At 53.1% G+C, this 22,512-nt stretch carries 25 protein-coding genes and 1 pseudogene; 8 read left to right on the top strand and 18 right to left on the bottom strand.

Annotated features, from left to right (window positions below; translation table 11 throughout):
* Positions 1-122: 122 nt before the first annotated feature.
* The 8 genes from tnpB to CFI10_RS17935 form a co-directional block, all read right to left on the bottom strand.
* The gene (tnpB, locus tag CFI10_RS17900; protein ID WP_206834773.1) at positions 123-458 is read right to left on the bottom strand and encodes an IS66 family insertion sequence element accessory protein TnpB; all 336 of its coding nucleotides are present in this window, start codon (positions 456-458) and stop codon (positions 123-125) included.
* 32 nt (positions 459-490) lie between these two features.
* Positions 491-808 carry an IS66 family insertion sequence element accessory protein TnpA gene (gene tnpA, locus CFI10_RS17905; protein ID WP_206834776.1) on the bottom strand — a complete coding sequence of 106 codons (318 nt, stop codon included), beginning with the start codon at positions 806-808 and terminating at the stop codon, positions 491-493.
* A gap of 30 nt (positions 809-838) precedes the next feature.
* A complete protein-coding gene (locus CFI10_RS17910; RefSeq protein ID WP_206837241.1) occupies positions 839-1,444 on the bottom strand; it encodes a VOC family protein in 606 nt (201 codons plus the stop codon).
* A gap of 38 nt (positions 1,445-1,482) precedes the next feature.
* Complete coding sequence (locus tag CFI10_RS17915; protein WP_206837244.1) at positions 1,483-1,746, bottom strand: SemiSWEET family sugar transporter; 264 nt, start codon at positions 1,744-1,746, stop codon at positions 1,483-1,485.
* 7 nt (positions 1,747-1,753) lie between these two features.
* The gene (locus CFI10_RS17920) at positions 1,754-2,533 is read right to left on the bottom strand and encodes an SDR family oxidoreductase (protein WP_206837247.1); all 780 of its coding nucleotides are present in this window, start codon (positions 2,531-2,533) and stop codon (positions 1,754-1,756) included.
* A complete protein-coding gene (locus CFI10_RS17925; RefSeq protein WP_206837250.1) occupies positions 2,514-4,043 on the bottom strand; it encodes a flavin-containing monooxygenase in 1,530 nt (509 codons plus the stop codon). The genes CFI10_RS17920 and CFI10_RS17925 overlap by 20 nt, the downstream gene beginning before the upstream one ends.
* Before the next feature lie 156 nt (positions 4,044-4,199).
* Positions 4,200-5,270, bottom strand: a complete 1,071-nt coding sequence (locus CFI10_RS17930) for a porin (RefSeq protein WP_206837254.1) — start codon at positions 5,268-5,270, stop codon at positions 4,200-4,202.
* Positions 5,267-6,685: a purine-cytosine permease family protein gene (locus tag CFI10_RS17935; RefSeq protein ID WP_206837257.1), complete on the bottom strand. Its 1,419-nt coding sequence runs from the start codon at positions 6,683-6,685 to the stop codon at positions 5,267-5,269. The genes CFI10_RS17930 and CFI10_RS17935 overlap by 4 nt, the downstream gene beginning before the upstream one ends.
* 229 nt (positions 6,686-6,914) lie before the next feature.
* Here CFI10_RS17935 and CFI10_RS17940 point away from each other — a divergent pair.
* A pseudogene (locus CFI10_RS17940) lies at positions 6,915-7,950 on the top strand (IS5 family transposase).
* Between the two features lie 161 nt (positions 7,951-8,111).
* Here the strand turns inward: CFI10_RS17940 and CFI10_RS17945 are convergent.
* Entirely contained in the window at positions 8,112-9,008 is an 897-nt protein-coding gene (locus CFI10_RS17945; protein ID WP_206837259.1) for a LysR family transcriptional regulator, read from the bottom strand.
* Between the two features lie 160 nt (positions 9,009-9,168).
* Between CFI10_RS17945 and CFI10_RS17950 the strand changes: the two genes are divergently transcribed.
* Both CFI10_RS17950 and fghA read left to right on the top strand, forming a co-directional pair.
* Positions 9,169-10,284, top strand: a complete 1,116-nt coding sequence (locus CFI10_RS17950) for an S-(hydroxymethyl)glutathione dehydrogenase/class III alcohol dehydrogenase (protein ID WP_206837262.1) — start codon at positions 9,169-9,171, stop codon at positions 10,282-10,284.
* 14 nt (positions 10,285-10,298) lie between these two features.
* On the top strand, positions 10,299-11,150 hold the full coding sequence (fghA, locus tag CFI10_RS17955) for an S-formylglutathione hydrolase (protein ID WP_206837265.1): 852 nt from the start codon (positions 10,299-10,301) through the stop codon (positions 11,148-11,150).
* A 61-nt stretch (positions 11,151-11,211) separates the two neighbouring features.
* On the opposite strand, the gene CFI10_RS17960 is transcribed toward fghA, so the two are convergent.
* Together CFI10_RS17960 and CFI10_RS17965 are read right to left on the bottom strand one after the other, a co-directional pair.
* On the bottom strand, positions 11,212-11,688 hold the full coding sequence (locus CFI10_RS17960) for a peroxiredoxin (protein ID WP_206837269.1): 477 nt from the start codon (positions 11,686-11,688) through the stop codon (positions 11,212-11,214).
* Positions 11,689-11,742: 54 nt separating this feature from the next.
* Complete coding sequence (locus tag CFI10_RS17965; protein WP_206837272.1) at positions 11,743-12,096, bottom strand: YacL family protein; 354 nt, start codon at positions 12,094-12,096, stop codon at positions 11,743-11,745.
* 95 nt (positions 12,097-12,191) lie between these two features.
* Between CFI10_RS17965 and CFI10_RS17970 the strand changes: the two genes are divergently transcribed.
* Complete coding sequence (locus CFI10_RS17970) at positions 12,192-13,535, top strand: ABC1 kinase family protein (protein WP_206837274.1); 1,344 nt, start codon at positions 12,192-12,194, stop codon at positions 13,533-13,535.
* Positions 13,532-14,293, top strand: a complete 762-nt coding sequence (locus CFI10_RS17975) for an SDR family NAD(P)-dependent oxidoreductase (protein WP_206837277.1) — start codon at positions 13,532-13,534, stop codon at positions 14,291-14,293. The genes CFI10_RS17970 and CFI10_RS17975 overlap by 4 nt, the downstream gene beginning before the upstream one ends.
* Positions 14,294-14,308: 15 nt before the next feature.
* Here CFI10_RS17975 and CFI10_RS17980 read toward each other — a convergent pair whose 3' ends face one another.
* On the bottom strand, positions 14,309-14,713 hold the full coding sequence (locus CFI10_RS17980; RefSeq protein WP_091825864.1) for a 3D domain-containing protein: 405 nt from the start codon (positions 14,711-14,713) through the stop codon (positions 14,309-14,311).
* Between the two features lie 68 nt (positions 14,714-14,781).
* On the opposite strand from CFI10_RS17980, the gene CFI10_RS17985 reads away from it, so the two are divergent.
* Entirely contained in the window at positions 14,782-15,459 is a 678-nt protein-coding gene (locus CFI10_RS17985) for a 2OG-Fe(II) oxygenase (RefSeq protein ID WP_206837280.1), read from the top strand.
* Positions 15,460-15,462: 3 nt separating this feature from the next.
* Here the strand turns inward: CFI10_RS17985 and CFI10_RS17990 are convergent, their stop codons facing one another.
* Positions 15,463-16,455: a serine/threonine protein kinase gene (locus CFI10_RS17990; RefSeq protein ID WP_206837285.1), complete on the bottom strand. Its 993-nt coding sequence runs from the start codon at positions 16,453-16,455 to the stop codon at positions 15,463-15,465.
* 246 nt (positions 16,456-16,701) lie between these two features.
* Between CFI10_RS17990 and CFI10_RS17995 the strand changes: the two genes are divergently transcribed.
* A complete protein-coding gene (locus CFI10_RS17995; protein WP_206837287.1) occupies positions 16,702-17,175 on the top strand; it encodes a YbjN domain-containing protein in 474 nt (157 codons plus the stop codon).
* Between the two features lie 42 nt (positions 17,176-17,217).
* Here CFI10_RS17995 and gcvA read toward each other — a convergent pair whose 3' ends face one another.
* Positions 17,218-18,117 (bottom strand): transcriptional regulator GcvA, encoded by a 900-nt coding sequence (gene gcvA, locus CFI10_RS18000; protein WP_091825873.1) that lies wholly within the window; start codon positions 18,115-18,117, stop codon positions 17,218-17,220.
* A gap of 128 nt (positions 18,118-18,245) precedes the next feature.
* On the opposite strand from gcvA, the gene CFI10_RS18005 reads away from it, so the two are divergent.
* The gene (locus CFI10_RS18005; RefSeq protein WP_091825876.1) at positions 18,246-18,431 is read left to right on the top strand and encodes an RSP_7527 family protein; all 186 of its coding nucleotides are present in this window, start codon (positions 18,246-18,248) and stop codon (positions 18,429-18,431) included.
* A gap of 23 nt (positions 18,432-18,454) precedes the next feature.
* Here the strand turns inward: CFI10_RS18005 and CFI10_RS18010 are convergent, their stop codons facing one another.
* From CFI10_RS18010 to fba, 4 genes are all read right to left on the bottom strand, one after another.
* The gene (locus CFI10_RS18010) at positions 18,455-19,840 is read right to left on the bottom strand and encodes an HD-GYP domain-containing protein (RefSeq protein ID WP_206837290.1); all 1,386 of its coding nucleotides are present in this window, start codon (positions 19,838-19,840) and stop codon (positions 18,455-18,457) included.
* A 56-nt stretch (positions 19,841-19,896) separates the two neighbouring features.
* Positions 19,897-20,775, bottom strand: coding sequence for an EamA family transporter (locus CFI10_RS18015; protein WP_206837292.1), 879 nt, complete (start codon positions 20,773-20,775; stop codon positions 19,897-19,899).
* Positions 20,776-20,857: 82 nt separating this feature from the next.
* Positions 20,858-21,121, bottom strand: a complete 264-nt coding sequence (locus tag CFI10_RS18020; protein WP_206837295.1) for a hypothetical protein — start codon at positions 21,119-21,121, stop codon at positions 20,858-20,860.
* Positions 21,122-21,424: 303 nt separating this feature from the next.
* Positions 21,425-22,489, bottom strand: a complete 1,065-nt coding sequence (gene fba / locus CFI10_RS18025) for a class II fructose-bisphosphate aldolase (RefSeq protein ID WP_091825889.1) — start codon at positions 22,487-22,489, stop codon at positions 21,425-21,427.
* Positions 22,490-22,512: the final 23 nt, after the last annotated feature.

Genomic DNA, 22,512 nt, shown 5'->3' on the forward strand with positions numbered 1-22,512 from the left:
CCATCGACAGCAAGTCAGCGGTCGATAAACTGCTGATATCAGGCGTCTTTGAGGTGGTTTTGGGCTGTGTTTTCATGGGCAAAATTATATCAAAAACAGCCAGTTGAAGCACCCAAAACCCGCTATCCAACGGCCTCATAATGCAAGGTTTTATGGCCTTGCAGCAGGCTGATGTCATAACCATCGAGCAACCAGTTGATCTGTTCGCCGGTCAACGGCATGAGCTCATCAGCCGGGCTGGGCCACTTGAATTTCTCTTCGGCCAGCGCCTTGTAATAGAGGATAAAACCGTTGTCTTCCCACATCAGGCACTTGATCTTGTTACGCTGCCGGTTGGTGAACGCATACAGGGCACCAGTGAAGGGGCTACGCCCTAACTCCTGCTCAATCAGCACCGCCAGGCCATTGGCTTGCTTGCGAAAATCAATGGGCTCACGGTACAGATAGATCTCGGGCATGGACCGAGAGGGACGCAGATACCGCGGTTTCATCAGAGCTGCCTCAGGATTGCACCGAGCAGGTCAACATTACCGGCATGCAGGCCTGTAATGGCCATGCCACCCGGAAGCCTCAGGGTCAGATCATCCGATAGCGGTGAAGCGGCCACCTGGGTGACGCGAGCAAAGCCGGGTGTTGGTGAGCGCTCGGTATCGGTCGCATCATCTGTACCTTCGAGCTTGCGGCGCCAATAGACAAACTGGTGATAGGACAGCGATTGCTGTTTGCAGAAAGCAGCGCCGGATAGCCCGGTATCGCGCCAGTGTTCAATGTACTGTTGCCAGTAGTGTGTGCGCTCGGCTGAGTTCATAACTGATTCCTCGCGTAGGTGACGATGGAATCAGTGTGCGGCGGTTAGTGGCTGGAAAAAAGGTGCTGATTCTCTAGCGCTTACATCCGGTTCAACAACCTGCTCACACAAGTTAAAACCGAGCACATCCTTGAACAGCGCATACGTCGCTTCCAGTTCGTCACCATACAGTAAGCAATGATCGAACCGCTGTGCTTTCATCCCCTTTAGGCCTCGAGGCCAGGCTTCCGGGTTGTGGTTACCTACACCATAGCGGCCACTTTGCTTTTTGGATGCAAAAAGCTCGAAAGTATGTCCTGTTGGTGCCTGAAAACGAACTCGCCTTCCACAGTGCTTCAGTTCATCGGGAACAATATCTTCCACTGGATAGCCTTTGGCTTCCAAATCCAGCTTCAATCGATCCAACACTTCTTCGTTGAGAACCTTGAAACCCATGAAGTCCATCCCAGGAATCTCAGCCTCCCTGAGCACTACCGAGAAGTGATCAACCTCCGTCCAGGCCTTCAAGTAAACCCTGCCAGTATCATCTCGGTCCGTTTCAATTAACCCCAGAAGTTGAACATAATGTTCAAGCGCTTCACCCATATCCAAAACACGCAATTGCACATGCCCCGGACGTATGACACCTTTGTTCATATTCAAAATACCTCATTATTTTTGTTTATATCAGCATTTCAGTCTTTAATAATGAAATACTTCATATAGACGATCACCAATGCTGTGATCAATATAAAACTATTGGTGAAAACTAATGAAAGGGATGATTTTTCAATACCATATATTATCCAAAAAACATTACCCAATCCCAAAATACAATAGGTCAATAGCGAGATATCACGAGCATTTTTTGTCATCCAAATTCGCAATGCCTGAGGCAGGAATGCTGCTGTACTCACCCCCCCTGCCACCATACCGATCAACTCAGTGCTCATATTCATACGGGCATCACTCCGGTATCGTCAGCGGCCTATACTGCTCAGGACCAAGCGCACTGTAGCCACCATCAACCGCAATTTCGCTGCCAGTAATGTATGAGGCTTCTCTGGACGCCAGAAATGCAACCACTTGGGCTACCTCGGTGGGGTCGGCAACACGTGAGAAAAGGTTGTAAGGAGAAGCCATACGATCCGCTTTTTCTCGGTCTCCCGAGCATAGCTGGGCGATGGGATCTGACCAAATATGGCCCAGCATCGCAAGGTTCACCCGTATACCATCTGCGGCATATTCTACGGCCTGACTCTTTGTCAAATGTCTGAGAGCCGCCTTGGAAACAGGATAAGCCCAACGACCGATATGTGGAAAACGTCCAGAGACGGAGCCGACATTGACAATTGCGCCTTTACTTTTCTGCAAATGAGGCCGGGCCTGCTCTCCCAGGAGCGCATTTGAGACCACATTCACATTGAGTGTGTCCAACCATACCTCTCGGCTGGTTCCACTGCCCGCATCACCATAAGCACAAGCATTGTTGACAAGGACATCCAATCTGCCAAACCGTGATACCGTTTCCATCACCAAGCGAGCAATGTCGTCATCTTTTTTCAGGTCCGTAACGATGAAAGCAGCGTTTTCGCCAAGCTCTTCTATCATTGCCTCGCCTTTTGAACGGCTGCGCGCTGCAATTACAACCTTTGCACCCTGCCCATGAAGATGACGGGAGATTCCGGCACCGATCGAAGCAGCTCCACCCGTAACAATTACAACTTTACCGTCCAACTTCTTCATGCAAGCCAACCCCTTTTATTACTGTTTTATTAACCTCGTTTCGTTTTTCCAATTCTTTGTATAAAACACTGTATTTTGATGGATCAACAACAAAAAACCATTGCATAAACCGAGTGAACTTACTCAGTTTCAAGTTCATCATATCCAGAAGTTCATCCATCTGCCTTAATGAGAAAGGCACGATATAAGTTCCTTTGAAATAATTTCCATTCGTTCTTTCTTTCGCCCACTCAAGACGCTTTTCAACATATTTTTCTTGCTCTTGAGTAGACGGAAGATTAAGGCCGCCTCGCATATATTCTGAGACAAACATTGCTGCTGTCTCACAACTCAACTGACTGAAAAATGAAGAGTTATAGCCGACGAATGCCAGCCCTGGAACACCAACAGGTATTACCTGTTTGTATAGTTTGAAGTCTCCATTTTCTTTCGTAACTTTCTGCATCAGATCCTTATTAAAGAATGGAATTTCTTGATGAAAACCTGTCCCTGCAATAATAATGTCTGCCTCTATCTTCTCACCGTTGGCAAGATATACAACACCATCAGACAGTTTAGATATCTGCGTATCTCGATGAACCGCTATGGATCCATTTTCAACTTTTTCAAAAAAACCATCCGTAGCCAGGCTGATAGAGGTTCTTGCTATGGTTTCCAAAGGTCCATATGGATAGAGACCACATTTTTTGAAGTTTAGTTGCCGGGAGATGATGCCACCTATAGCGGTAAGGAGCATTTTTCGTACTGGTTTGCCAACACCATGTATAACCTTATCGAAGCCTTTTAATTCTATATAGGGGAACAACCCTTCACCTAAACGCGTGAGAAAAAGGTGCTTGAAGTTAATTATTCCGCCAATTTTTTTAGGGACTTTCCAAATAATCTTTCTTGCTACAACATGGGTTTCTTTGGCTTTTTTTGCAATCGAGTTAGCTGCATCACATGATGATTTCCCATATCCTATAACAACGACTTTTTTATCCTTAACATCATTTATATCCAAGAAATCGGATGTATGCATGATCTTTCTGCCAGACTCAACCCACTCCTGACTGCCATCGAAATGAGGAATTTTAGGACTCGAAAATATACCGTTACATACAATGAGGAAGTCAAAATATTCCACATCCTCTTCGCCGTTTTTTCCGGATGAGGTCTCTCTCGTATTGATTGTCCAGGTCCCGTGATCATACTCAGCGTTTACCACTTCGGTTTTGAACCGGATGATGTCCCTGAATCCAAACCTATCCACGTACGACTCAAAATACGTCTGCATCTGTTCGCCAGATGGCCATTCAGGATACTTCTTTGGCATCGGATGCTCAGACAGTGCATAGGTGGAGCCTGGATTCTGAGTACCTAGCCCCGGATAACGACGAGATGAAGCCCAAACACCTCCGACCTCAGCGTCTTTTTCATAGATGGTTACATCATAGCCAAGGTTTTTAAGCAACTTTCCTGTTGATAATCCAGCAAACCCAGCACCAATAACAGCCACTCGTTTTGACATAAAAGTTCCAATTTTTATTTATAGTTTTATAGGATTTTTTATTATGATCTTATAGATAGAAATAAAAATTAATTGGTGAAAACAACTAACCAAATAGGTGTTAACACTTACGAAAAGCTAAGGCCTGAGTGCACAAGCACCCAAACCTTACTTTATTTAGAAAAGGATGAATCTCACCCCAATTCGAGTAAGCAGCTGGCTCCCATCACTGGAAGATCCTGGAACAGCTGTGATATTTGCATGTGTTGTTCCATCTCCGCTCGTATCCTGATACACAACAGTTCCATAAAAATCTATATTTGGACTATATTTGTACATCAGAGTACTGCCGATTTGCATTGCATCCCTATTGCCTATTGAAGCATTACCATCCATATACTGTAAGTTTGTGTATATAAAGTAATTCCCTCCCAACATGGAGTGCATTCCTACACCAAATACGTCAACTTCAGCATCGTTTAGCTCATTATGTGTCTTTGTATATATCGCATCATATGTATGGTTACCGACATCCATAGCGAACCCTATACCATAGTTTTCAACTTCACTGGGAGAACCAAGAAAACCATCCGATTTGGTATAAGCCATATTGATACGCAAATTTTCATTTGCGTAGTTCAACCCCGTACTCAACGTTTTTGCACCCGAACTCTCATCACCGTACATGATGCCCGCGCTCATCCCTTTATAGACAGGTGATACATATTTGACTGCACTTTCGACTCGGAAAGCGCCAGATGTTCTATTGAAGTCGATCGAAGGAAAACCAAAACTTTGATACGGCCCTTGTTGCATCTGATGCAATGAAACTGCACTCAGTTTTTGTCCCCATCTTTTTTCAGAAAGAGATTCGAACATGAATTCATACTGCTTTCCGCCAGTAATAGAGCCGTAAGGTGTTTTTAGCCCGATCCATGACTGTCTGCTAAATAGATCGTCGCCCACAGTCCGTCCATCTTCCAAGCTAAACTGGTTCTCGAGATTGAATATAATATCAATTTCTTTACCCGTATTATAACTGCCGCTTAACCCAATCAGGTTAGGAGACATCATACCGGATGTAAAGTCGGTTTCAGATTCTCCACTGATGTTATCAACATAAGTATAGCCAGCATCAACCATCAAAAAACCATTCAATGTTAATTCGTCCCTCTGCAATAAAAGCATCGGATTAGCCATCAACTGAATAGAATAAAATAAACTAATACCTGCTACTATCGCTCTCATGACACAGCCCTTTTAATAGATTCTTCTTTATTTTTTTTACTAAAAACAAAACTTAACATCGGATAAAGGATGAAACTTATTAGAACCGAGGATATAAACTCAATCTCTATATAGTCATCAAGAATTAAATGTGCAGAAACAAAGGATACAAAAGTAGTCGTAATACCAGGCCAATTGAAAGCCTTACTATCACGTATGTTTTTTCTCTCTCCTGATACCAAGTAATAATCAGCTATAATGATGGCTGCTATGGAGGTGGTCAGAACACCAAGAACCGTTATAAAATTGCTGAACCAGTCCAAAATTGAGAGTGCAATCATAAGGCAAGCAATCATATTGGCCACTACTACAAAAAAAAGTCGACCAGGCCTCCATCCGAAAATCACATCTGCAATATTTGTTAACGACAACGAAGCGCTATAGGTATTCAGCACTTGTGCTTTGCCTTGAGCCAGGAACAGTAGAATCGCTCCGAACACACCACCCAGAATGATGAATGCTGCAGCAACACTATGAGGGCTATTTAATACCTTGTGCTTCGCCTCATCGAGGCTAACACCCTGTCCCACATAGTAATCAATAAGATAGGAAGAGCCGGCATACATTACCGCCGCACCGACCACCAGCATGATGACGTTCATGAAAAGATTGCCCAGTCCAGCAGCAATACCGATATCTTTGCTCGACTTGGAATACCGTCCCAAGTCTGCATCGATAAGGGCCAAGGCACCTGCGGCACCAATCATGACATTAAAACAGAAAGCGTATTTTCCAAAAGTTGTATCAGCGCCCAGTGCCGCTAACGCATCAGGAGGTAACTGAGCCCCAAAGGTAAACACCTCTACCCATGACTGGCCTGAGCTCTGCACAATTCCTATCATCAGATAGATCAAGACGCCCAAGAAAGCTATCAACGTCAACGATGCAACAGCTGTGACCTCCTTGAAGCCAAATGCTGTTAAAAGTATCCATAAAATGGATAGAACGGCATAGAATGTCCACTCTGTTTCAGGATTATCTTCCAGTCCACTCCAGAATATAAAACCTTCGTATAGAAGAACATTTTCTAATGCTATAAAGCCGGTTATCATGAAGCCAAATGTTAGCGCAACAATAATGGACCCTTTGGTTCCGAACCCATGGAACCGTGCGAGCACTGAACTCGACAGCCCTGTTTTGTAGGCAACATTGCCGACAGCCCATCCCATTAAGCCGCCAACGATAGCCACTGATATCCCCGATATTAACCCTATCCAGAAGCCAGCGACAAAAGTCGCCAGTGCCCCTACGAATAGCTGCACAAGGGTCGTCACTATCCCTGTAGTACCCCATGAAAGCCTTAACCAAGTCTGTCGTTCTGACTCGGGTACCACTTCCAATGCATGGTCATCTGTATTTGTAGAAAGTTCGTTCATGTTTCTCGCCTTTTATTATTAGTGCGAGAAATTAGGATCTTTTATTACTACCTCTCATACAATTGGTATTATCTTTTATTGGGTGTAAGAAAACATACCTATTCGTTTAGTTGATAATATCTATTCTATCTAGATAAGTACGTATGGGCACCTCGAAAAACCTCCCTCACAGCACCGGTAGCCCTGTGATAGCATCAAGCAACCACTAATCATCCGACCAGTTAGTACCATGAAGAAGCGTAGCGCAATCAAAAACGACCTCTTTGCCAGCGAACATCACCGTGAAAAGATCGACCGGATCGGCGATCCTCTGGCTGAGATTGAGCAGCACATCAACTTCTCCGCACTGGCCGCTGAAGTTGACTGCATCGCGCCTCGAGTCGAATGCGCGCAGGGTGGACGACCGCCGTACCCCACTGAAACCATGGTGCGCATTCTGGTACTCACGCCTTTACAACCTGTCGGATGAACAGATGGAGTACCAACTGCTGGACCGTATGAGCTATCAGCGCTTCTGCGGGCTGACCCAGGCGATTAATATTCCTGATCGCACCACGATTTGGCACTTTGAAAATCGCATCGGTGAAGCCGGTGCCCAGGCCCTGTTCGATGGTGTATCGGCGCAACTGTTCAAGCAGGGCTTCATCGCCCGTGGTGGCCAGATCATTGATGCTACTCTGGTGCCAGCGCCCAAGCAGCATAACCGACGCAGTGACAAAGAGCTGCTGGATCAAAATGCCATGCCAGCGGACTGGAAGCCCGCTAAACGGCGGCAGAAGGATACCGATGCCAGCTGGACCAAGAAGCACGGAAAGAGCCATTTTGGCTACAAACTGTCAATCAACGTCGATGCCAAGTACAAGGTGATCCGGCGTTTTCAGTGTGACACTGCCAAAGTGCATGACAGCCAACATTTCGAGGCTGTTCTTGATCGGCACAACACCAGTCAGGACGTCTATGCCGATCGCGGTTACCCCTCGACCGAGCGAGAAGCCTGGCTGAAAGAGCACGGCTATCGCAACCATATTCAGCGCAAAGGCCACCGTCAGAAACCGTTATCGGAGTGCCAACAACGACGCAATAAGCGGATTGCCAAAACCCGTGCTCGTGTCGAGCATGTGTTCGCCAGCATTGACCAGATGGGTGGCAAGTTGATCCGCACAGTGGGTCAAGCGAGAGCCAACTTTGCGATGACCATGATGGCCGCTTGCTACAACCTGAAGCGGCTGGTGTACTTCCAGCGGGCCGGGATTAAGGCGTTTTGAGCCGTTGGTGGTGGTTCGGTGTGCCTCATGGGCACACAGAGACCACCGCTGCAGGTCCAGAGGGCCCAAAAACGAGACGTAATCGATTAAAACTGGAGTCTTGCGGTCAGCTCAGCCCGTTCGGCAACGTATAAGTCGGGTTTTTCGAGGTGCCCGTATATTTATTCACATTCACACCACGGCAACCCGCCCTTGAAACGCTCAATCAGAAAATCACACAGCAGCTGCAGTCGTGGCGAGCGCTGTCGCGCCTGTGGATACACCAGCCAGACGCCGCTATAGGGGTAACGGTACTGTTCCAGCATCGAGATCAGCTCACCACGCCTCAGGGCCGGCTCGACGTAATAGTCGGGCAGTTGGGCGATCCCCAACCCTTTGCTGACCGCATCCAGCAACGCAGGGCCAGAATTGGAACGCCAGTTGCCGCTGGCTTTCAGCTCCTTGCGCTGGCCATTTTCACTGAACAGCCAGAAGCTGTTGGACCCCATCAGGCAGTTGTGTCGCCCCAGCTCTGACAGTGTATGTGGCATAGGGTGACGCTGCAGGTAACTGGCGCTGGCACAGAGGTATTCGCGCCGATCGCACAGGCGTCGCGCCAGTAAAGAGGAGTCCTTAAGCGTGCCCATGCGTACGGCCAGGTCATAGCCTTCGCTGATCAGGTCGGTCTGACGGTTGGTCAGGTGCAGGTCGAGGCTAATTTTCGGGTACTGCAGCATGAAGTCGTTCAGCTGCGGCGCCAGAAAACGCTCACCGAAGGTGGTGGCACAGGTCACGCGAAGCGTACCGGAAGGCTCTGCCTGAAAACTGGACAGCTCTTCTTCCGCCGCGCTGAAGCCCTGCAGCAGTTCACGGCAGTGCTGAAAGTAGTGCTCGCCCGCTTCACTAAGCCGAAACTTGCGCGTGGTGCGATACAACAACGGCGTACTCAATTCAGCCTCCAGCCGGGCTACCAGCCGGCTGATATGCGAGGGCGAGACCTTGAGCTTGCGTGCCGCTGCCGAAAAGCTGCCCTGCTGTACTACCTCGACAAAGGCTTCTATAGCTTCCCAGTGCCGCATTCTGTGTTCCCCGCCCGTCTGATATAGACCCTGTATGCCAGAATTATTGCAGCTGAGCAAAAATACTTTTCGATTGCTGTCATTATCATGGAACAGTTCAGGGGCTACACTTGAACCATCACGTTTATCTCAACATCTGTATTCGACTCGGGAGATCACCATGAAGTCACGCGCAGCCGTTGCCTGGGAAGCGGGCAAGCCCCTCACCATCGAAGAAGTGGACGTTCAGGGCCCCAAGGCCGGTGAAGTGCTGGTGCGCATCGTCGCCACCGGCGTTTGCCACACCGATGCCTTTACGCTCTCGGGTGCGGACCCCGAAGGGATCTTCCCGTCGATTCTGGGCCATGAAGGTGCCGGTGTGGTCGAAGAAGTGGGCCCGGGCGTCACCACGCTGAAGCCGGGTGATCACGTCATTCCGCTGTATACCGCCGAGTGCGGCAAGTGCAAGTTCTGCCTCTCCGGCAAGACCAACCTGTGTCAGGCAGTACGCGCCACTCAGGGCCAGGGCCTGATGCCGGATGGCACCAGCCGTTTCTCCATCGGCGGCAAAACGCTGTTCCATTACATGGGTACATCCACCTTTTCCGAGTACACCGTGGTACCGGAGATTTCATTGGCGAAAATCCATGTCGATGCGCCACTGGAGAAAGTCTGTCTGCTGGGTTGCGGCATTACTACCGGTATTGGTGCAGTGCTGAACACAGCGAAGGTTGAACCGGGCTCCACCGTCGCGATCTTTGGTTTGGGCGGCATCGGTTTGTCCTGCATCCAGGGCGCCCGCATGGCCAATGCGGCGCGCATCATCGCCATCGACGTTAACGAAGACAAGTTCGAGATGGCACGCCAGTTCGGTGCCACCGACTGCGTCAACCCGAAAGACTTCTCCGATCCGATCCAGCAGGTGATCGTCGACATGACCGACGGCGGCGTGGACTACTCCTTCGAGTGTATCGGTAACGTTCAGGTTATGCGTTCTGCACTGGAGTGCTGCCACAAGGGTTGGGGTGAATCCATCATCATCGGTGTTGCCGGTGCCGGTGAAGAGATTTCCACCCGTCCGTTCCAGCTGGTGACCGGTCGCGTCTGGAAAGGCTCCGCCTTCGGTGGCGTCAAGGGCCGCAGCCAGCTGCCGGGCTACGTTGAGGACTACATGAACGGCAAGATCGAGATCGATCCGTTCATCACCCACACCATGGGTCTGGAGGACATCAACAAGGCGTTTGACCTGATGCACGAAGGCAAGAGCATCCGCTCGGTGATTCTGTTCGATCAGTAATCAAGGAGGGTCCCATGACTCAAGCAGCCCCCGAGCTGGTCGCCAGCAACAAATGCTTTGACGGTTGGCTCAAGCGCTACAAACACAGTTCGACGACGACCGGCACGGAGATGGTGTTTGCCATCTACCTGCCACCGCAGGCACAAACGCAGCCGGTACCGGTACTGTACTGGCTGTCGGGCCTGACCTGTACGGATGAGAACTTCATGCAGAAAGCCGGTGCCCAACGCGTTGCCGCCGAACTGGGCGTCGCCATTGTTGCGCCGGATACCAGTCCGCGTGACACCGACCTGCCCGGCGAGCATGACAGCTACGATTTCGGCTCCGGTGCCGGTTTTTATGTGAATGCGACCGAGACGCCCTGGTCTGCTCACTATCGCATGTACGATTATGTGACCGACGAGCTGCCGGCACTGATCGAACAGCATTTTCCGGTAACCCCAAAACGCGCCATCAGTGGCCACTCCATGGGCGGTCACGGTGCGCTGATCTGTGCTTTGAAGAATCCGGGCCGATATGTATCGGTATCGGCTTTCGCGCCGATCAGTAATCCGATCAACTGCCCGTGGGGCGAAAAGGCGTTTTCAGGCTATCTGGGCACTGATCGCGAGGCATGGAAAGCCTGGGACAGCTGTGAACTGATCGCAACCGCGAAAGAACGGCTGCTGATTCTGGTGGATCAGGGCGAGGCGGATGATTTCATGCAGGAACAGCTCAAGCCGGAAGCGCTGAAAGCAGCCTGTGCGTCGGCGGGACATCAGCTGGAGCTGCGCATGCGCCCCGGTTATGACCACAGCTACTTCTTCATCGCCAGCTTTATCGAAGACCACCTGCGCCATCATGCCCGGGCGTTGAAACAGACCTGAGGATCGGCATAAAAAAACGCCGACTGCACAGGCATGTCGGCGTTTTTTACTACTTTGACGCTTAGAGCGCGGCCAGAACGGTCTCGGCGCTGCTCTTGTCGATGCCTTTTTCGTCGATGTTCAGCAGCTCGATCTTGCCGTCGTTGACGATCATGGCGTAGCGCTGGCTGCGCTTGCCGAACTGGATGCCGGACAGGTCCTGATCCAGGCCCATGGCAGAGGCAAATTCACCGATGCCGTCGGCCAGCATGATAATTTCGTCGACGTTCTGATCCTTGCCCCAGGCGTCCATTACGAACACGTCGTTGACCGCGGTGCAGATGATGCTGTCCACGCCCTTGGCCTTGATCTCGTCAGCCTTGACCACGAAGCCCGGCAGGTGGGTCATGGAGCAACCCGGAGTAAAGGCGCCCGGTACCGCAAACAGTACCACTTTCTTGCCGGCGAAGAGGTCAGCGGTCTGAACCGCTTCCGGCCCTTCCTTGCCCATCACGCGCAGTTCTACATTGGGAATAGTGTCACCGATCTGGATGCTCATATGGTCTCTCCACAGCGTTATTGTTGACTGATTTACTCGGGATTGTAGCAGATCCTATTCATCAAGATAGTCAATCCAGCCACGCAGCAGACCGATAAAATCCTCCAGCCCCGACTCGCAGGCTTCATCGGCCAGACCAAAGCCTCCTTCCAGCTCATCCAGATCGCCTTCAGCCTGGAGCCAGACGCGTGCGCTTTCGCTGTCCAGCTGCAGACTCAACTCTTGCCCATGCCAATCAAACTGCCCACGACGATCACTCAGCAGGGTTTCGGCTCGCTGCAGGATGCGTTCGGCTTCGCCCCGGTTATCACCCAGCGCCTCGCTCAGCCAGCGACCAAACAGCGCCTGTTCCATCTCGACGATCGCTTCGGGCTGATCGTAGAGATCTCGTCTGAATTCATATTCCATCGCGTTGTCTCACTCATGCATCCACTCGCGCCAGACGCGCGTAAGATGGAAATAGTACACCACCTGAACCGGGACCGGATGTCCCAGGAGATCCCATGACCGACACCCACAGCAAACCCCGCCGTGCTGCAGCAGTGCCCAGCAGCCGTTTTTCACGCATGGCCAGCCTGACCGGCCTGGCCGGGCGGGTGGCCGGCAATCTGGTTACCGAAGGCAGCAAGCAGTGGATGCAGGGCCGACGACCGGCGCTGTCCGAGCTGCTGCTCAGCCGCAAGAACCTGGAGCAGGTCGCCGACAAGCTGGCACGGATGCGCGGGGCGGCGATGAAGCTTGGCCAACTGATCTCCATGGACTCAGGGGCGCTGTTGCCACCGGAACTGGCAGCGGTACTGGAGCGGCTGCGTGATGATGCGGTGATCATGCCCGCGGCTCAGCTGGTCGGCGTACTGGAAAGCAACTGGGGCAGCGACTGGGATCAGCGCTTGGCGCAGTTCAGTTTTGATCCGGTGGCCGCCGCCTCCATCGGGCAGGTACATAAGGGCCGCACCCATGGCGGACGCGAGCTGGCGATCAAGATTCAGTATCCAGGTGTGCGTCGCAGCATCGACAGCGATATCGACAATGTTGTTTCCCTGCTGCGCCTCAGCGGTCTGCTGCCGCGGGAATTGGACATCGACCCGCTGGTGGCTGAAGCCAAGCAGCAGCTGCGGCTGGAGACGGATTATCTGCACGAGCAGCAACAGCTGCTGGCCTACGATGCGGCGCTGCTGGGCTTTCGTCATTATGATGCCCTGGCACTGCCCGGCGTCGACACCGAGTTATCCACAGAACAGATCCTGTGCATGGATTTCATCGAGGGGGTCAGTCTGAAACAGGCAGCCGCTGAACAGCCTGCGCTCAAGGATCATATCCCCGCCCTGCTGCTGGAGCTGTTCTTCTGCGAGCTGTTTCAACTGCACTGCGTGCAGACCGATCCCAACCCGGCCAACTACCAGTACAACCTGCAGCAGGACCGGCTGGTATTGCTGGATTTTGGCGCCGTGCGCCGTTTCTCGATCGACTTTGTACTGCAGTATCACCATGCCATCTGTGCCGCCACCGATCGTAACCAGACGGAACTGGCGCAGGCACTGGAAACGCTGGGCTTTTTCAGTCAGCGTCATGATGCCGCCAACCGCCAGGTTGTGCTGGACATTTTCATGGAAGCCACTGAACCGCTGCGCACGCCGGGGGCCTATGATTTTGGCAACTCAGATCTGGCCCAGCGGATTCATCAGCGCGGCATGGCGATCAGCAGCGACCCGGACGCCTGGCATACACCACCGGCAGATGTGCTGTTTCTGCACCGCAAGATGGGCGGGCTGTTCATGCTCGCCTCCCAGCTCGGTGCCAACGTCGATGTGCATGTCATCTTCAATCGCTATCGGGAGCTTTCATGAGCCTGTTGAGTTCGTTCGATTCCCCCATCACTGCTGTACTGATCGGTGCCAGCGGCGGCATTGGCCAGGCGGTGCTGGCACAGCTGCTGGACGAACCTCGGGTCAGCCGGGTATACGCTTTCGCTCGCCGGATTCCCGAGCCACTGAAACAACAGGCGGAACGCAATCCGGATCGGCTCAGCCTGCACCCCATCGACTTGAGTCAGGAAGGCTCCATCATCGCCTGTGCCGAACAGCTCAAGGACGTAACCCCAAATCTGGTATTGATCACCTCGGGGCTTTTGCATTCAGAGGAGAGTCTGCCGGAGAAAAGCTGGCGCAACCTGGAGAGTGACTACTTCCAGCAGCAGATGCAGATCAATGCGTTGGCACCGGCCTTGCTGGCCAAACATCTGATCCCACTGCTGCCGAAGGATCAACGAGCAGTATTTGCGGCGCTGTCGGCACGGGTAGGCAGTATCGGAGACAACCGGCTCGGTGGCTGGTACAGCTACCGCGCCAGCAAGGCGGCGTTAAATATGCTACTGCGCTGTACCGCTATTGAAGCCAAACGGCGCTGGCCCAAACTGGTGGTGGCGGGGTTGCATCCAGGCACTGTGGATACACCGCTGTCAGAACCGTTCCAGGCCCGTGTACCGGAAGGAAAATTGTTTACGCCCGAGTTTTCGGCCCGCTCACTGCTGCAGGTGATCGATGGCCTGACACCAATGGATTCAGGCAATGTGTATGCTTGGGACGGTCAGTTGATTCAGCCCTGATGGGTAGCGGGGACCTCAACCTTCGTCTGAAACCGGCTTCCAGCGGATGGTGACATCGCGAACACCCCAGTCGAGCGCGGCCCCAACATCCTCGCCCATGTAAATGTCGATCTTGCGCTCCCAACGGGGGTGCATCTTATCCAGCACCCGGTAGGTGCCCGGCAGGCCTTCGATCTGTACCTGCATGTTGTAATCCAGGCCTTCTTCCAGCAGATCACGTGACACGGCAATCGCTTTCATTCCCGGTTTCAAGCGATCACCCCAGGCGGCAATCGCCGGGTTCCCCACCGTTTGCTCAGGTACCGAGTTATAGGCGGACGCCCTGACATCAAGTGCATGCTGCTCAGGTGCCGACTCGGCACAGCCCGAGAGCAGCAACCCACCGGCGAAGAGCAGACACTTGTATGAAGAAGATGGCATTTATCACCCTGATCGAATCTTTTACGTGACTTTACCACTAACCGGGGGTATATAGCATCATCTCTGTTATGGAGGATACCCCTGTGTATTCACCGCCCGAACTTGATCTCGACCTGACCCAAAGCCTGTACGATAAGATCGCTGACGCACTGGTTGAGCAGGGCTATATCATTCTGCCCTCTGCCTTGCCTGAATCACTTGGCCATGCGCTGCGTCAGCACCTGCAGGCAATGGATGACGAGCAGTTTCGTCGCGCCGGTATCGGTCGTGAACAGGATCACCAGCTGCACGGCGAGATCCGCCGTGATCAGATCCGTTGGCTGAGCCATCAGTCACTGATCGAGGCACAGTATCTGCGGTGGATGAACGATTTGCGTGAAGGGCTGAACCGGCGGCTATTCATGGGGCTGTTCGATTATGAGGCTCACTTTGCCCACTATCCTGAAGGCGCGTTCTACAAACGGCACCTGGATGCCTTCCGTGGCCAAACCAACCGCGTGCTGACAACGGTGTTTTACCTCAACCCTGACTGGCAACCTGAGCTTGGGGGCGAACTGTTGATCTGGCCGACCCACGACAGCGAAGAGGTGGTCGAAAAGGTGGTGCCCCAGATGGGCACGCTGGTGGTTTTCCTCAGCGAGCGTTTTCCGCATGAAGTACTGCCGGCACGTGCCGATCGCTACAGCATCGCCGGCTGGTTCCGGGTCAATACCAGCATCAACAACCAGATCGACCCGCCCCACTGAGCCCTACAACAGTTTAAGCGGCGGCTGTTGCAATGCGCTCAGCTGTTCGCGCAACTGCAGGATATGCTCACCCCAGTAGCGTTCGGTGTTGAACCAGGTGAAGTTGTGCGGAAAAGCCGGGTCTTCCCAGCGCCGGGCAAGCCAGGCACTGTAATGCATCATTCTCAGGGTGCGCAGTGCCTCTACCAGATGCAGCTCACGCGGATCAAAATCAGCGAACTCACTGTATCCCGCGATCACCTCAGCCAGCTGCAGCTGTTGCTGCACGCGGTCATCGCCGGTCAGCAGCATCCACAGGTCCTGAATCGCCGGGGCCATGCGCGCATCATCAAAATCGACAAAGTTGGGCGTATCATCACGCCAGAGAATGTTGCCGCCATGACAGTCGCCATGCGCGCGAATCAGCTTCACCTCACCGGCGGCGGCAAAGCAGGCATCGATCCCGTCGAGCAGATCGGCGCAGAGACTGGTGTACGCCTCACGCAGTGAAGACGGAATAAAGCCTTCACTGATCAATGCCACACTGTCACGACCGTAGGTCTGGATATCCAGCGCCGGGCGGTGCACGAAGGGGCGCACAGCTCCGACCAGGTGGATTCGCCCCAGAGTCTGCCCCAACTGATACAAATGGTCGGGGTCATCCAGCTCCGGTGCGCGCCCACCTCGGCGCTTGAACAGGGAAAACCGATAATCCTTGAAATGGAACAGGCTTTCACCGGCACTGTTGGTCAAGGGTGCTACCACCGGCAACTCCTGCTCAACCAACTCAAAACAGAACTGATGTTCTTCCAGGATCTGTTCATCACTCCAGCGCAAGGGGCGGTAAAACTTGGCGATCAGTGGTTCACTTTCCTCTATACCCACTTGATAGACGCGGTTCTCGTAGCTGTTCAGTGCCAGAATACGGCCATCACTGAGGTAGCCCATCGACTCCACCGCATCAATCACAGTATCGGGCGTCAACTGGTAGAACGGTTGGAGATTTTCTTGCTGCATGAGTCACCCCGAGTCAGATAGAACGGCATTCCAGTATCATCATTTGCCACTTAGGAATCGCTAGGATGACTTGGTATGCAAAGATAAACCACCTTGATTTATTGTGAACCTGCTCTTTTACCAGGAAAGATCAGGTTCTGTAATTGCAGGAAATGCCATATGTCACATCAGTCCAACGGCACTGAAGGTATAACCGAATGGGAAGGTGTACAATAATGGACCTCAACTTAAAACAGGGAGATAGTTATGAAAGCAGCATCCATTCTGCTGTTGGCAGCGGGAATTGGCACCATGAGCAACGTTACCGGCGTTCAGGCGTCTTCTCTTGTTGAGGCCTCCGACCCGGAGAAGATCGTTCAACTGGCCCGAGGCTTCGGTTCCGCCACTTTGGGAACAGATGACTATGGTGACCCGCTTATTACGGGCCGGATTGACAGTAACAAATATGGTATCTATTTCTACAATTGCGAAGACAACAAAGACTGTGAAAACATCGTATTTTCCGCTGCCTGGGCTGACCAGCCTGTATCCTTGCAGAGAATCAATGAGTGGAACGAGACACAGCTTTTTGGCACGGCTTACCTGGACGAAGACGGCGACCCGAACATCGACATGCCCGTTAATTTGAAATATGGCGTCAGCAGCAGCAACTTCGATGACACTATCGACTGGTGGATGCTGACCATGAAGGAATTCGAAAAGTACATCCAGGACAACTGACCCACTATAGCTGACGCTGACTCATCTAGGAATGAGTCAGCGTCAGGCTTCGGATACAGGTGTCAGGTCCTGCTGCATCTCCTGCAGAATCCAGTCACGAAACGCCTGCATGCCATAGGTGAGCTGGCGCTTCTCCTGATAGACCAGATAGAACGCCCTCGGCTTGTCCAGCGTGATATCAAACGGCACCACCAGCTGTCCCGCTTCCAGTTCGCGCTGCACCAGCGCCCGGTCAGCCAGTGATACACCTATCCCTTCAATGGCCGCCGACACGGCCAGTGCGGTACTGGAGAAAGACATGGTTCGGGTTGATGTGTTGGCTCTGACGCCCAGCTGCTGCAGAATCTGCTGCCATTCCTGCCTCCGTCCACTGACGTGAATAAGCGTTCGCTTGAGCAGATCTTCAGGACTGTTCAGCCCCTCTGCCAACTTGGGGCTGCACACCGGCGTCGAGACCAGATAGCGCAGAAAATGGATATCCACCCCCCGCCAGTTGCCTTCGCCGTAATACACCGCCATATCGGTATCGGAGTGTTCGAAATCGATAAAGCCAGTGGTGGAACTGAAGCGCAGCTCCACGTCCGGGTACTGCTCCTGAAACCGGGTAATGCGCGGCACCAGCCAGCGGGTCAAAAACGCAGGCGCTACGCTGATGTTGACCGCACTCAGGTTCGGTGATGTCATCAAACGCCGCGTTGCACTTTCAATTTCATCCAGCGCCAGCTGTACGGAAGGAAGGTAGCGCTCGCCGGCCGCGGTCAGACTGACCTTGCGTTTCTCGCGCCGAAACAGCTTCAAGCCCAAAAATTCTTCAAGCAACTTGATCTGATGACTGATCGCAGACGGGGTCACGAACAGTTCCTCTGCAGCTTCGTTGAAGCTCAGGTTTCGCGCGGCAGACTCGAAACTGCGCAGGGCGTTGAGCGGTGGCAGACGGCGGATGGTGGCGCTCCTCTTATAGTTTAGTTTTTTTCAACTATAGCCTGAAAAACAATCTTTTGTGGCAATGCAGCATAGACCTTAGTATAACGCCTGAAAATTAACCCCCATTTGAGGAGCTCTACTCGAAAATGTCCGACTTCAATCGCATGGTAATGACACAAAATGGAATGGTAGACGTGGATTACTATGTTGAACAGGCTCGCCGTGAGCGTGCTGAATTCATCATGCAGGGAATCGCGTCACTGTACCGCCGCGTTGCTCGCCTGTTGAAACCGCGTCGTCCGCTGGCAGGTGCCACCGCGCTGGTTAACTGAGACAGAGTAGACTGTGGAGCGGGTCACAATCCCGCTCCTGCATTCACTTCAGCGACATCCAGTTCCTGAATCGCGGCTTTCAGCGCTGCAAAACAGTCGGCATCGATTGCCGTGTGCAAGTTCTCCGCCATCATCTCCAGTGCCTGTGCTACCGGAATGGCTCCTCGATAGGGGCGTTCAGCCGTAATGGCATCGAAGATGTCTGCGGTTGTGATAATCCGGGTTTCCCGCGTGATCTGTTCTGCCTTGAGCTGTTTGGGATATCCCTTGCCATCCAGCCGTTCATGGTGAGCGCCAGCCACCTGTGCCAATTCGCTGAATACGCCAATACGCGACAGAATCTCTTCCGTAAAGCGGGCATGATTCTGTACCTGTTGCCATTCATCCGCATCCAGCTTGCCAGGTTTGTCGAGAATGCTGTTACTCACGCCCAGCTTACCGATATCGTGCAGCAGTGCACCACGTCGAAGCCAGCGGCGCCGTTGCGGCTCGATATCCAACTGCTCGGCTATCAGATCGGTATAGAGCGCCACTCGCTCGCTGTGACCGGCGGTGTAGGGACTTTTGGCATCCACTACCTGACCAAAGGCTGCAGCCACTCGGTCCAGGTAGTCTTCATTCACCTCAATTTCATGTCCTGCCGGCGACAGAGCCAGCACGCGTTCAGGCAGCTCTGGGCTGGCCAGCATCGACCAGAAGTCAGCCGACTCTGCTGCCTGCTCAAGGGCTTTCACCAATGCCGGATCAAACCAGTGGCCGCTGCGCGCTCGCGCCTCATCCAGCGCTGCATCAGGCCCGGCCGCGGCATGGAACACCTCCACCACCTGCGCCAGTAGCGCCACGCGTGAATACAACGGAATGGCCTCACCGGACCGCTGTTCAGGCTGACCTGTTCCACTCCAGTGTTCATCCAATGAATGAATACCGGCCGCTACCGACTCACTGAAACCCAGATCACGCGCAATGGACGCACCCCGTTCGCAGCGGGTCGCAATCAGCTCAGTGGCAATGGATTCACCGTTGCGGGCAATATTCAACAGCCGCTTGAAACGTTCGGCAACACCGGCATCACGCCCGGTATGCTGCAGCAGAAACCTGATCACCTGCGTCAGGCTACCGTTAACCCATTTGAAGTCACGCTTGAAGCCAAGATCATCCGTGCCATACAGCTGACAGATACGCGCGGCATTGCTGCTGCAGCCCAAGTCTTTCAGTAAAAGCGTGTAATACAGCTCCCAGCGTGCAGCGTCATCCAGGCCCAGCTGATCCGCCAGATGCATACCAATCCAGCAACAGCCCATGCAATGCCCCGGTGGTTGCCCCTCGGTCATGTCCAGCGCATGCGACAATGCACTGATCAGCTCTGACAGTTTCATGCCGGTGGTACCGGCCAGATTCCAGCGTTCCATTCACCGCTCCAGCAACATGTCTGGTACTCAGTATACGCACAGAGCAGCGGGTTGAGTCACCCTGCCCGCAACTCGGCCCGCGTCCACTGACGCCAGCGAGCATTCACCCAAAGCGACAACAGGATAACCGCGCCACCGATCAGCAAACGCGGGATGTCCGCATCCCGATTCCAGATCACGAGGTTGACGACCAGCCCGGCCGGCACCAGTGCATTATTCATGATGCCCAGCGTACCGGCATCCACCTGAGTCGCACCCTTGTTCCAGAAAAAGAACCCCAGCCCTGAAGCCACCAGCCCAAGCCAACTCAACACTGTCCAGTGTGTTGTCGTCTGAGGCAGACGTTCCATGTTACCCAGCATCAGAAAGGCGGGCAGTACCAGTGCAAACGCTCCGATAAAGAAAAAGCCAAACACCTGCCAGAGATTTTGCCCATCAGGATAATAGTGGCGCACCAAATGAGCATAGCCGACCTGACCCGCCGCAAAGGCAAGATTGGCCAACTGCAGAATCAGAAAACCGGTAATAAACGCCTCGCTGACACCATCGTAGCGGATAATTGCCGCGCCCAGCACAGCGACCAGCGTCGAGATAATGGGCCCGAAGCTGAAACGACGTTTCAGTGCGTTATCCACCAGTGCCACATAGAGCGGCGTGAAAATGGTGAACAGCAGCACCTCCGGCACACTGAGATATTCAAACGAGAGATACAGACAGGTATAGGTCAGCCCGAATTGCAGCGCCCCAACCAGCGTGACACCGACCATAAACCCGGGTGTAAAACGGGCAGGACGCAGCAGCGGGATAAATATCATCCCCGCCAGCACAATGCGAGTCAGGACTGAAAAGTAACTGTCCACCTGACCGGCGAGATACTCACCGATCAGGCTGAAAGACACCGCCCACAGCAGCGTGACGGCAATCAGGTAGTTCATTCATATGCTCCAGCATGATGGCATTACGCCGCAAGCATACTGGATTTTATCCCTTGAGCAGACCTGCTTGGTAGCAAGCGGTTCAACTTTGCGAGCGCGGCTGCATTACCAGCTCGGCCCATGACTGGGTCGATGTCAGATCCGGCCCTGTCACCTTGCCGGCCTCTTCCACTGCGCTGCTCTGTGTCTGCACACGCTGCGGGGCATGTGGATTGATTACATGCGGCACCTCTTCAGTATTGAACATGACCAGCCGAGGCGGACCACTCATCAAAAGGGGCTGCAGGACCTGAGGTAAGCCGGCAAAAGTCAGTATAACTGTCAGGATCATAATCAGACGCAGCATGGACGTTCTCCTTGAATCGTTTCTGAACAAACAATATCAAAAGCTGTGCCATATTAATAAAAACAATTTAATATCAATGGCTTATAAACAAAATCAAGCGGAGATCATAAGCGTTCGGGGTTTGGCAGAAGGCAATACTGCCAAAAGTGTCGCAGAATACTTGACATATTGTGACGTGAAGAACCTATTTATTTAAAATCAATGACTTATGTCGTACCTTTTTAGCAACACACATTTACCCAACGTCCAGAAAGACAAAACCCGGCCTGAGCCGGGTTCTGGGGTATCGCATGTGCGCTCCGATCAGTTGATCTTTGCGTCCAGTTCTCCGCGCTCGTAACGCTCGGACATATGCTCCAGCGAGATCGCCTTGATCTTGCTGGCATGACCGGCGGTACCAAAGGCTTCGTAACGGGCGACACAGATCTCGGTCATCGCTTGCATGGTGGCCTTGAGGAATTTGCGCGGGTCGAACTCGGCCGGGTTTTCGGCCAGGAAGCGACGCACAGCACCGGTAGACGCCAGACGCAGGTCGGTGTCGATGTTGACCTTGCGCACACCGTACTTGATGCCTTCAACGATCTGCTCCACCGGTACACCATAGGTTTCCGGAATCTCGCCACCGAACTGGTTGATCACCGCCAGCCATTCCTGAGGAACGGAGGAGGAACCGTGCATCACCAAGTGGGTAGTGGGGATACGTTCGTGGATCGCACGGATGCGGTCAATTGCCAGAATATCGCCTGTCGGCGGCTTGGTGAACTTGTAGGCACCGTGGGAGGTACCGCATGCGATCGCCAGCGCATCCACGTTGGTGGCCTTGACGAAGTCGGCGGCTTCATCCGGATCGGTCAGCATCTGGTCGTGGGTCAGGATACCCTCAGCGCCAATACCGTCCTCTTCACCGGCCTGTCCGGTTTCCAGCGAGCCCAGGCAGCCCAGTTCGCCTTCAACGGAGACACCACAGGCGTGCGCCATCTCAACGGTACGACGGGTGACGTCGACGTTGTAGGCATAATCGGTCGGGGTCTTGCCGTCTTCGCCCAGAGAGCCGTCCATCATGACTGAGGAGAAGCCCATGGCGATGGAACGCTGGCAGACTGCCGGGCTGGTACCGTGGTCCTGGTGCATGCACACCGGCACGTCCGGGAACTCTTCGATCGCCGCCAGAATCATGTGGCGCAGGAAGTTGGAACCGGCGTACTTGCGCGCACCGGCAGAGGCCTGAACGATCACCGGCGAGTCGGTCTTGGCCGCCGCTTCCATGATCGCACGCATCTGCTCCAGGTTGTTGACGTTGAACGCCGGAATGCCGTAGCCATATTCGGCGGCATGGTCCAGCAGCTGACGCATGGAGATCAAAGCCATGGTTTCACCCTTTGAATTGGTTC

Source organism: Marinobacterium iners (genome assembly GCF_017310015.1).
Taxonomy (GTDB): domain Bacteria; phylum Pseudomonadota; class Gammaproteobacteria; order Pseudomonadales; family Balneatricaceae; genus Marinobacterium; species Marinobacterium iners.

Excerpts from the sequence above, each read along its gene's own strand:
- CFI10_RS17920 (WP_206837247.1), bottom strand. The coding sequence starts at position 2,533 with ATGAAGAAGTTGGACGGTAAAGTTGTAATTGTTACGGGTGGAGCTGCT.
- CFI10_RS17980 (WP_091825864.1), bottom strand. The coding sequence starts at position 14,713 with ATGCCATCTTCTTCATACAAGTGTCTGCTCTTCGCCGGTGGGTTGCTG.
- CFI10_RS17945 (WP_206837259.1), bottom strand. The coding sequence starts at position 9,008 with ATGCGGCACTGGGAAGCTATAGAAGCCTTTGTCGAGGTAGTACAGCAG.
- CFI10_RS18015 (WP_206837292.1), bottom strand. The coding sequence starts at position 20,775 with ATGAACTACCTGATTGCCGTCACGCTGCTGTGGGCGGTGTCTTTCAGC.
- CFI10_RS17915 (WP_206837244.1), bottom strand. The coding sequence starts at position 1,746 with ATGAATATGAGCACTGAGTTGATCGGTATGGTGGCAGGGGGGGTGAGT.
- CFI10_RS17990 (WP_206837285.1), bottom strand. The coding sequence starts at position 16,455 with ATGCAGCAAGAAAATCTCCAACCGTTCTACCAGTTGACGCCCGATACT.
- CFI10_RS17950 (WP_206837262.1), top strand. The coding sequence starts at position 9,169 with ATGAAGTCACGCGCAGCCGTTGCCTGGGAAGCGGGCAAGCCCCTCACC.
- tnpA (WP_206834776.1), bottom strand. The coding sequence starts at position 808 with ATGAACTCAGCCGAGCGCACACACTACTGGCAACAGTACATTGAACAC.
- CFI10_RS17930 (WP_206837254.1), bottom strand. The coding sequence starts at position 5,270 with ATGAGAGCGATAGTAGCAGGTATTAGTTTATTTTATTCTATTCAGTTG.
- fba (WP_091825889.1), bottom strand. The coding sequence starts at position 22,489 with ATGGCTTTGATCTCCATGCGTCAGCTGCTGGACCATGCCGCCGAATAT.
- CFI10_RS18010 (WP_206837290.1), bottom strand. The coding sequence starts at position 19,840 with ATGGAACGCTGGAATCTGGCCGGTACCACCGGCATGAAACTGTCAGAG.
- CFI10_RS17970 (WP_206837274.1), top strand. The coding sequence starts at position 12,192 with ATGACCGACACCCACAGCAAACCCCGCCGTGCTGCAGCAGTGCCCAGC.
- fghA (WP_206837265.1), top strand. The coding sequence starts at position 10,299 with ATGACTCAAGCAGCCCCCGAGCTGGTCGCCAGCAACAAATGCTTTGAC.
- CFI10_RS18005 (WP_091825876.1), top strand. The coding sequence starts at position 18,246 with ATGTCCGACTTCAATCGCATGGTAATGACACAAAATGGAATGGTAGAC.
- CFI10_RS17965 (WP_206837272.1), bottom strand. The coding sequence starts at position 12,096 with ATGGAATATGAATTCAGACGAGATCTCTACGATCAGCCCGAAGCGATC.
- CFI10_RS17975 (WP_206837277.1), top strand. The coding sequence starts at position 13,532 with ATGAGCCTGTTGAGTTCGTTCGATTCCCCCATCACTGCTGTACTGATC.
- CFI10_RS17925 (WP_206837250.1), bottom strand. The coding sequence starts at position 4,043 with ATGTCAAAACGAGTGGCTGTTATTGGTGCTGGGTTTGCTGGATTATCA.
- CFI10_RS17960 (WP_206837269.1), bottom strand. The coding sequence starts at position 11,688 with ATGAGCATCCAGATCGGTGACACTATTCCCAATGTAGAACTGCGCGTG.
- CFI10_RS17935 (WP_206837257.1), bottom strand. The coding sequence starts at position 6,685 with ATGAACGAACTTTCTACAAATACAGATGACCATGCATTGGAAGTGGTA.
- CFI10_RS17985 (WP_206837280.1), top strand. The coding sequence starts at position 14,782 with ATGGAGGATACCCCTGTGTATTCACCGCCCGAACTTGATCTCGACCTG.
- tnpB (WP_206834773.1), bottom strand. The coding sequence starts at position 458 with ATGCCCGAGATCTATCTGTACCGTGAGCCCATTGATTTTCGCAAGCAA.
- CFI10_RS17910 (WP_206837241.1), bottom strand. The coding sequence starts at position 1,444 with ATGAACAAAGGTGTCATACGTCCGGGGCATGTGCAATTGCGTGTTTTG.
- CFI10_RS17995 (WP_206837287.1), top strand. The coding sequence starts at position 16,702 with ATGAAAGCAGCATCCATTCTGCTGTTGGCAGCGGGAATTGGCACCATG.
- CFI10_RS18020 (WP_206837295.1), bottom strand. The coding sequence starts at position 21,121 with ATGCTGCGTCTGATTATGATCCTGACAGTTATACTGACTTTTGCCGGC.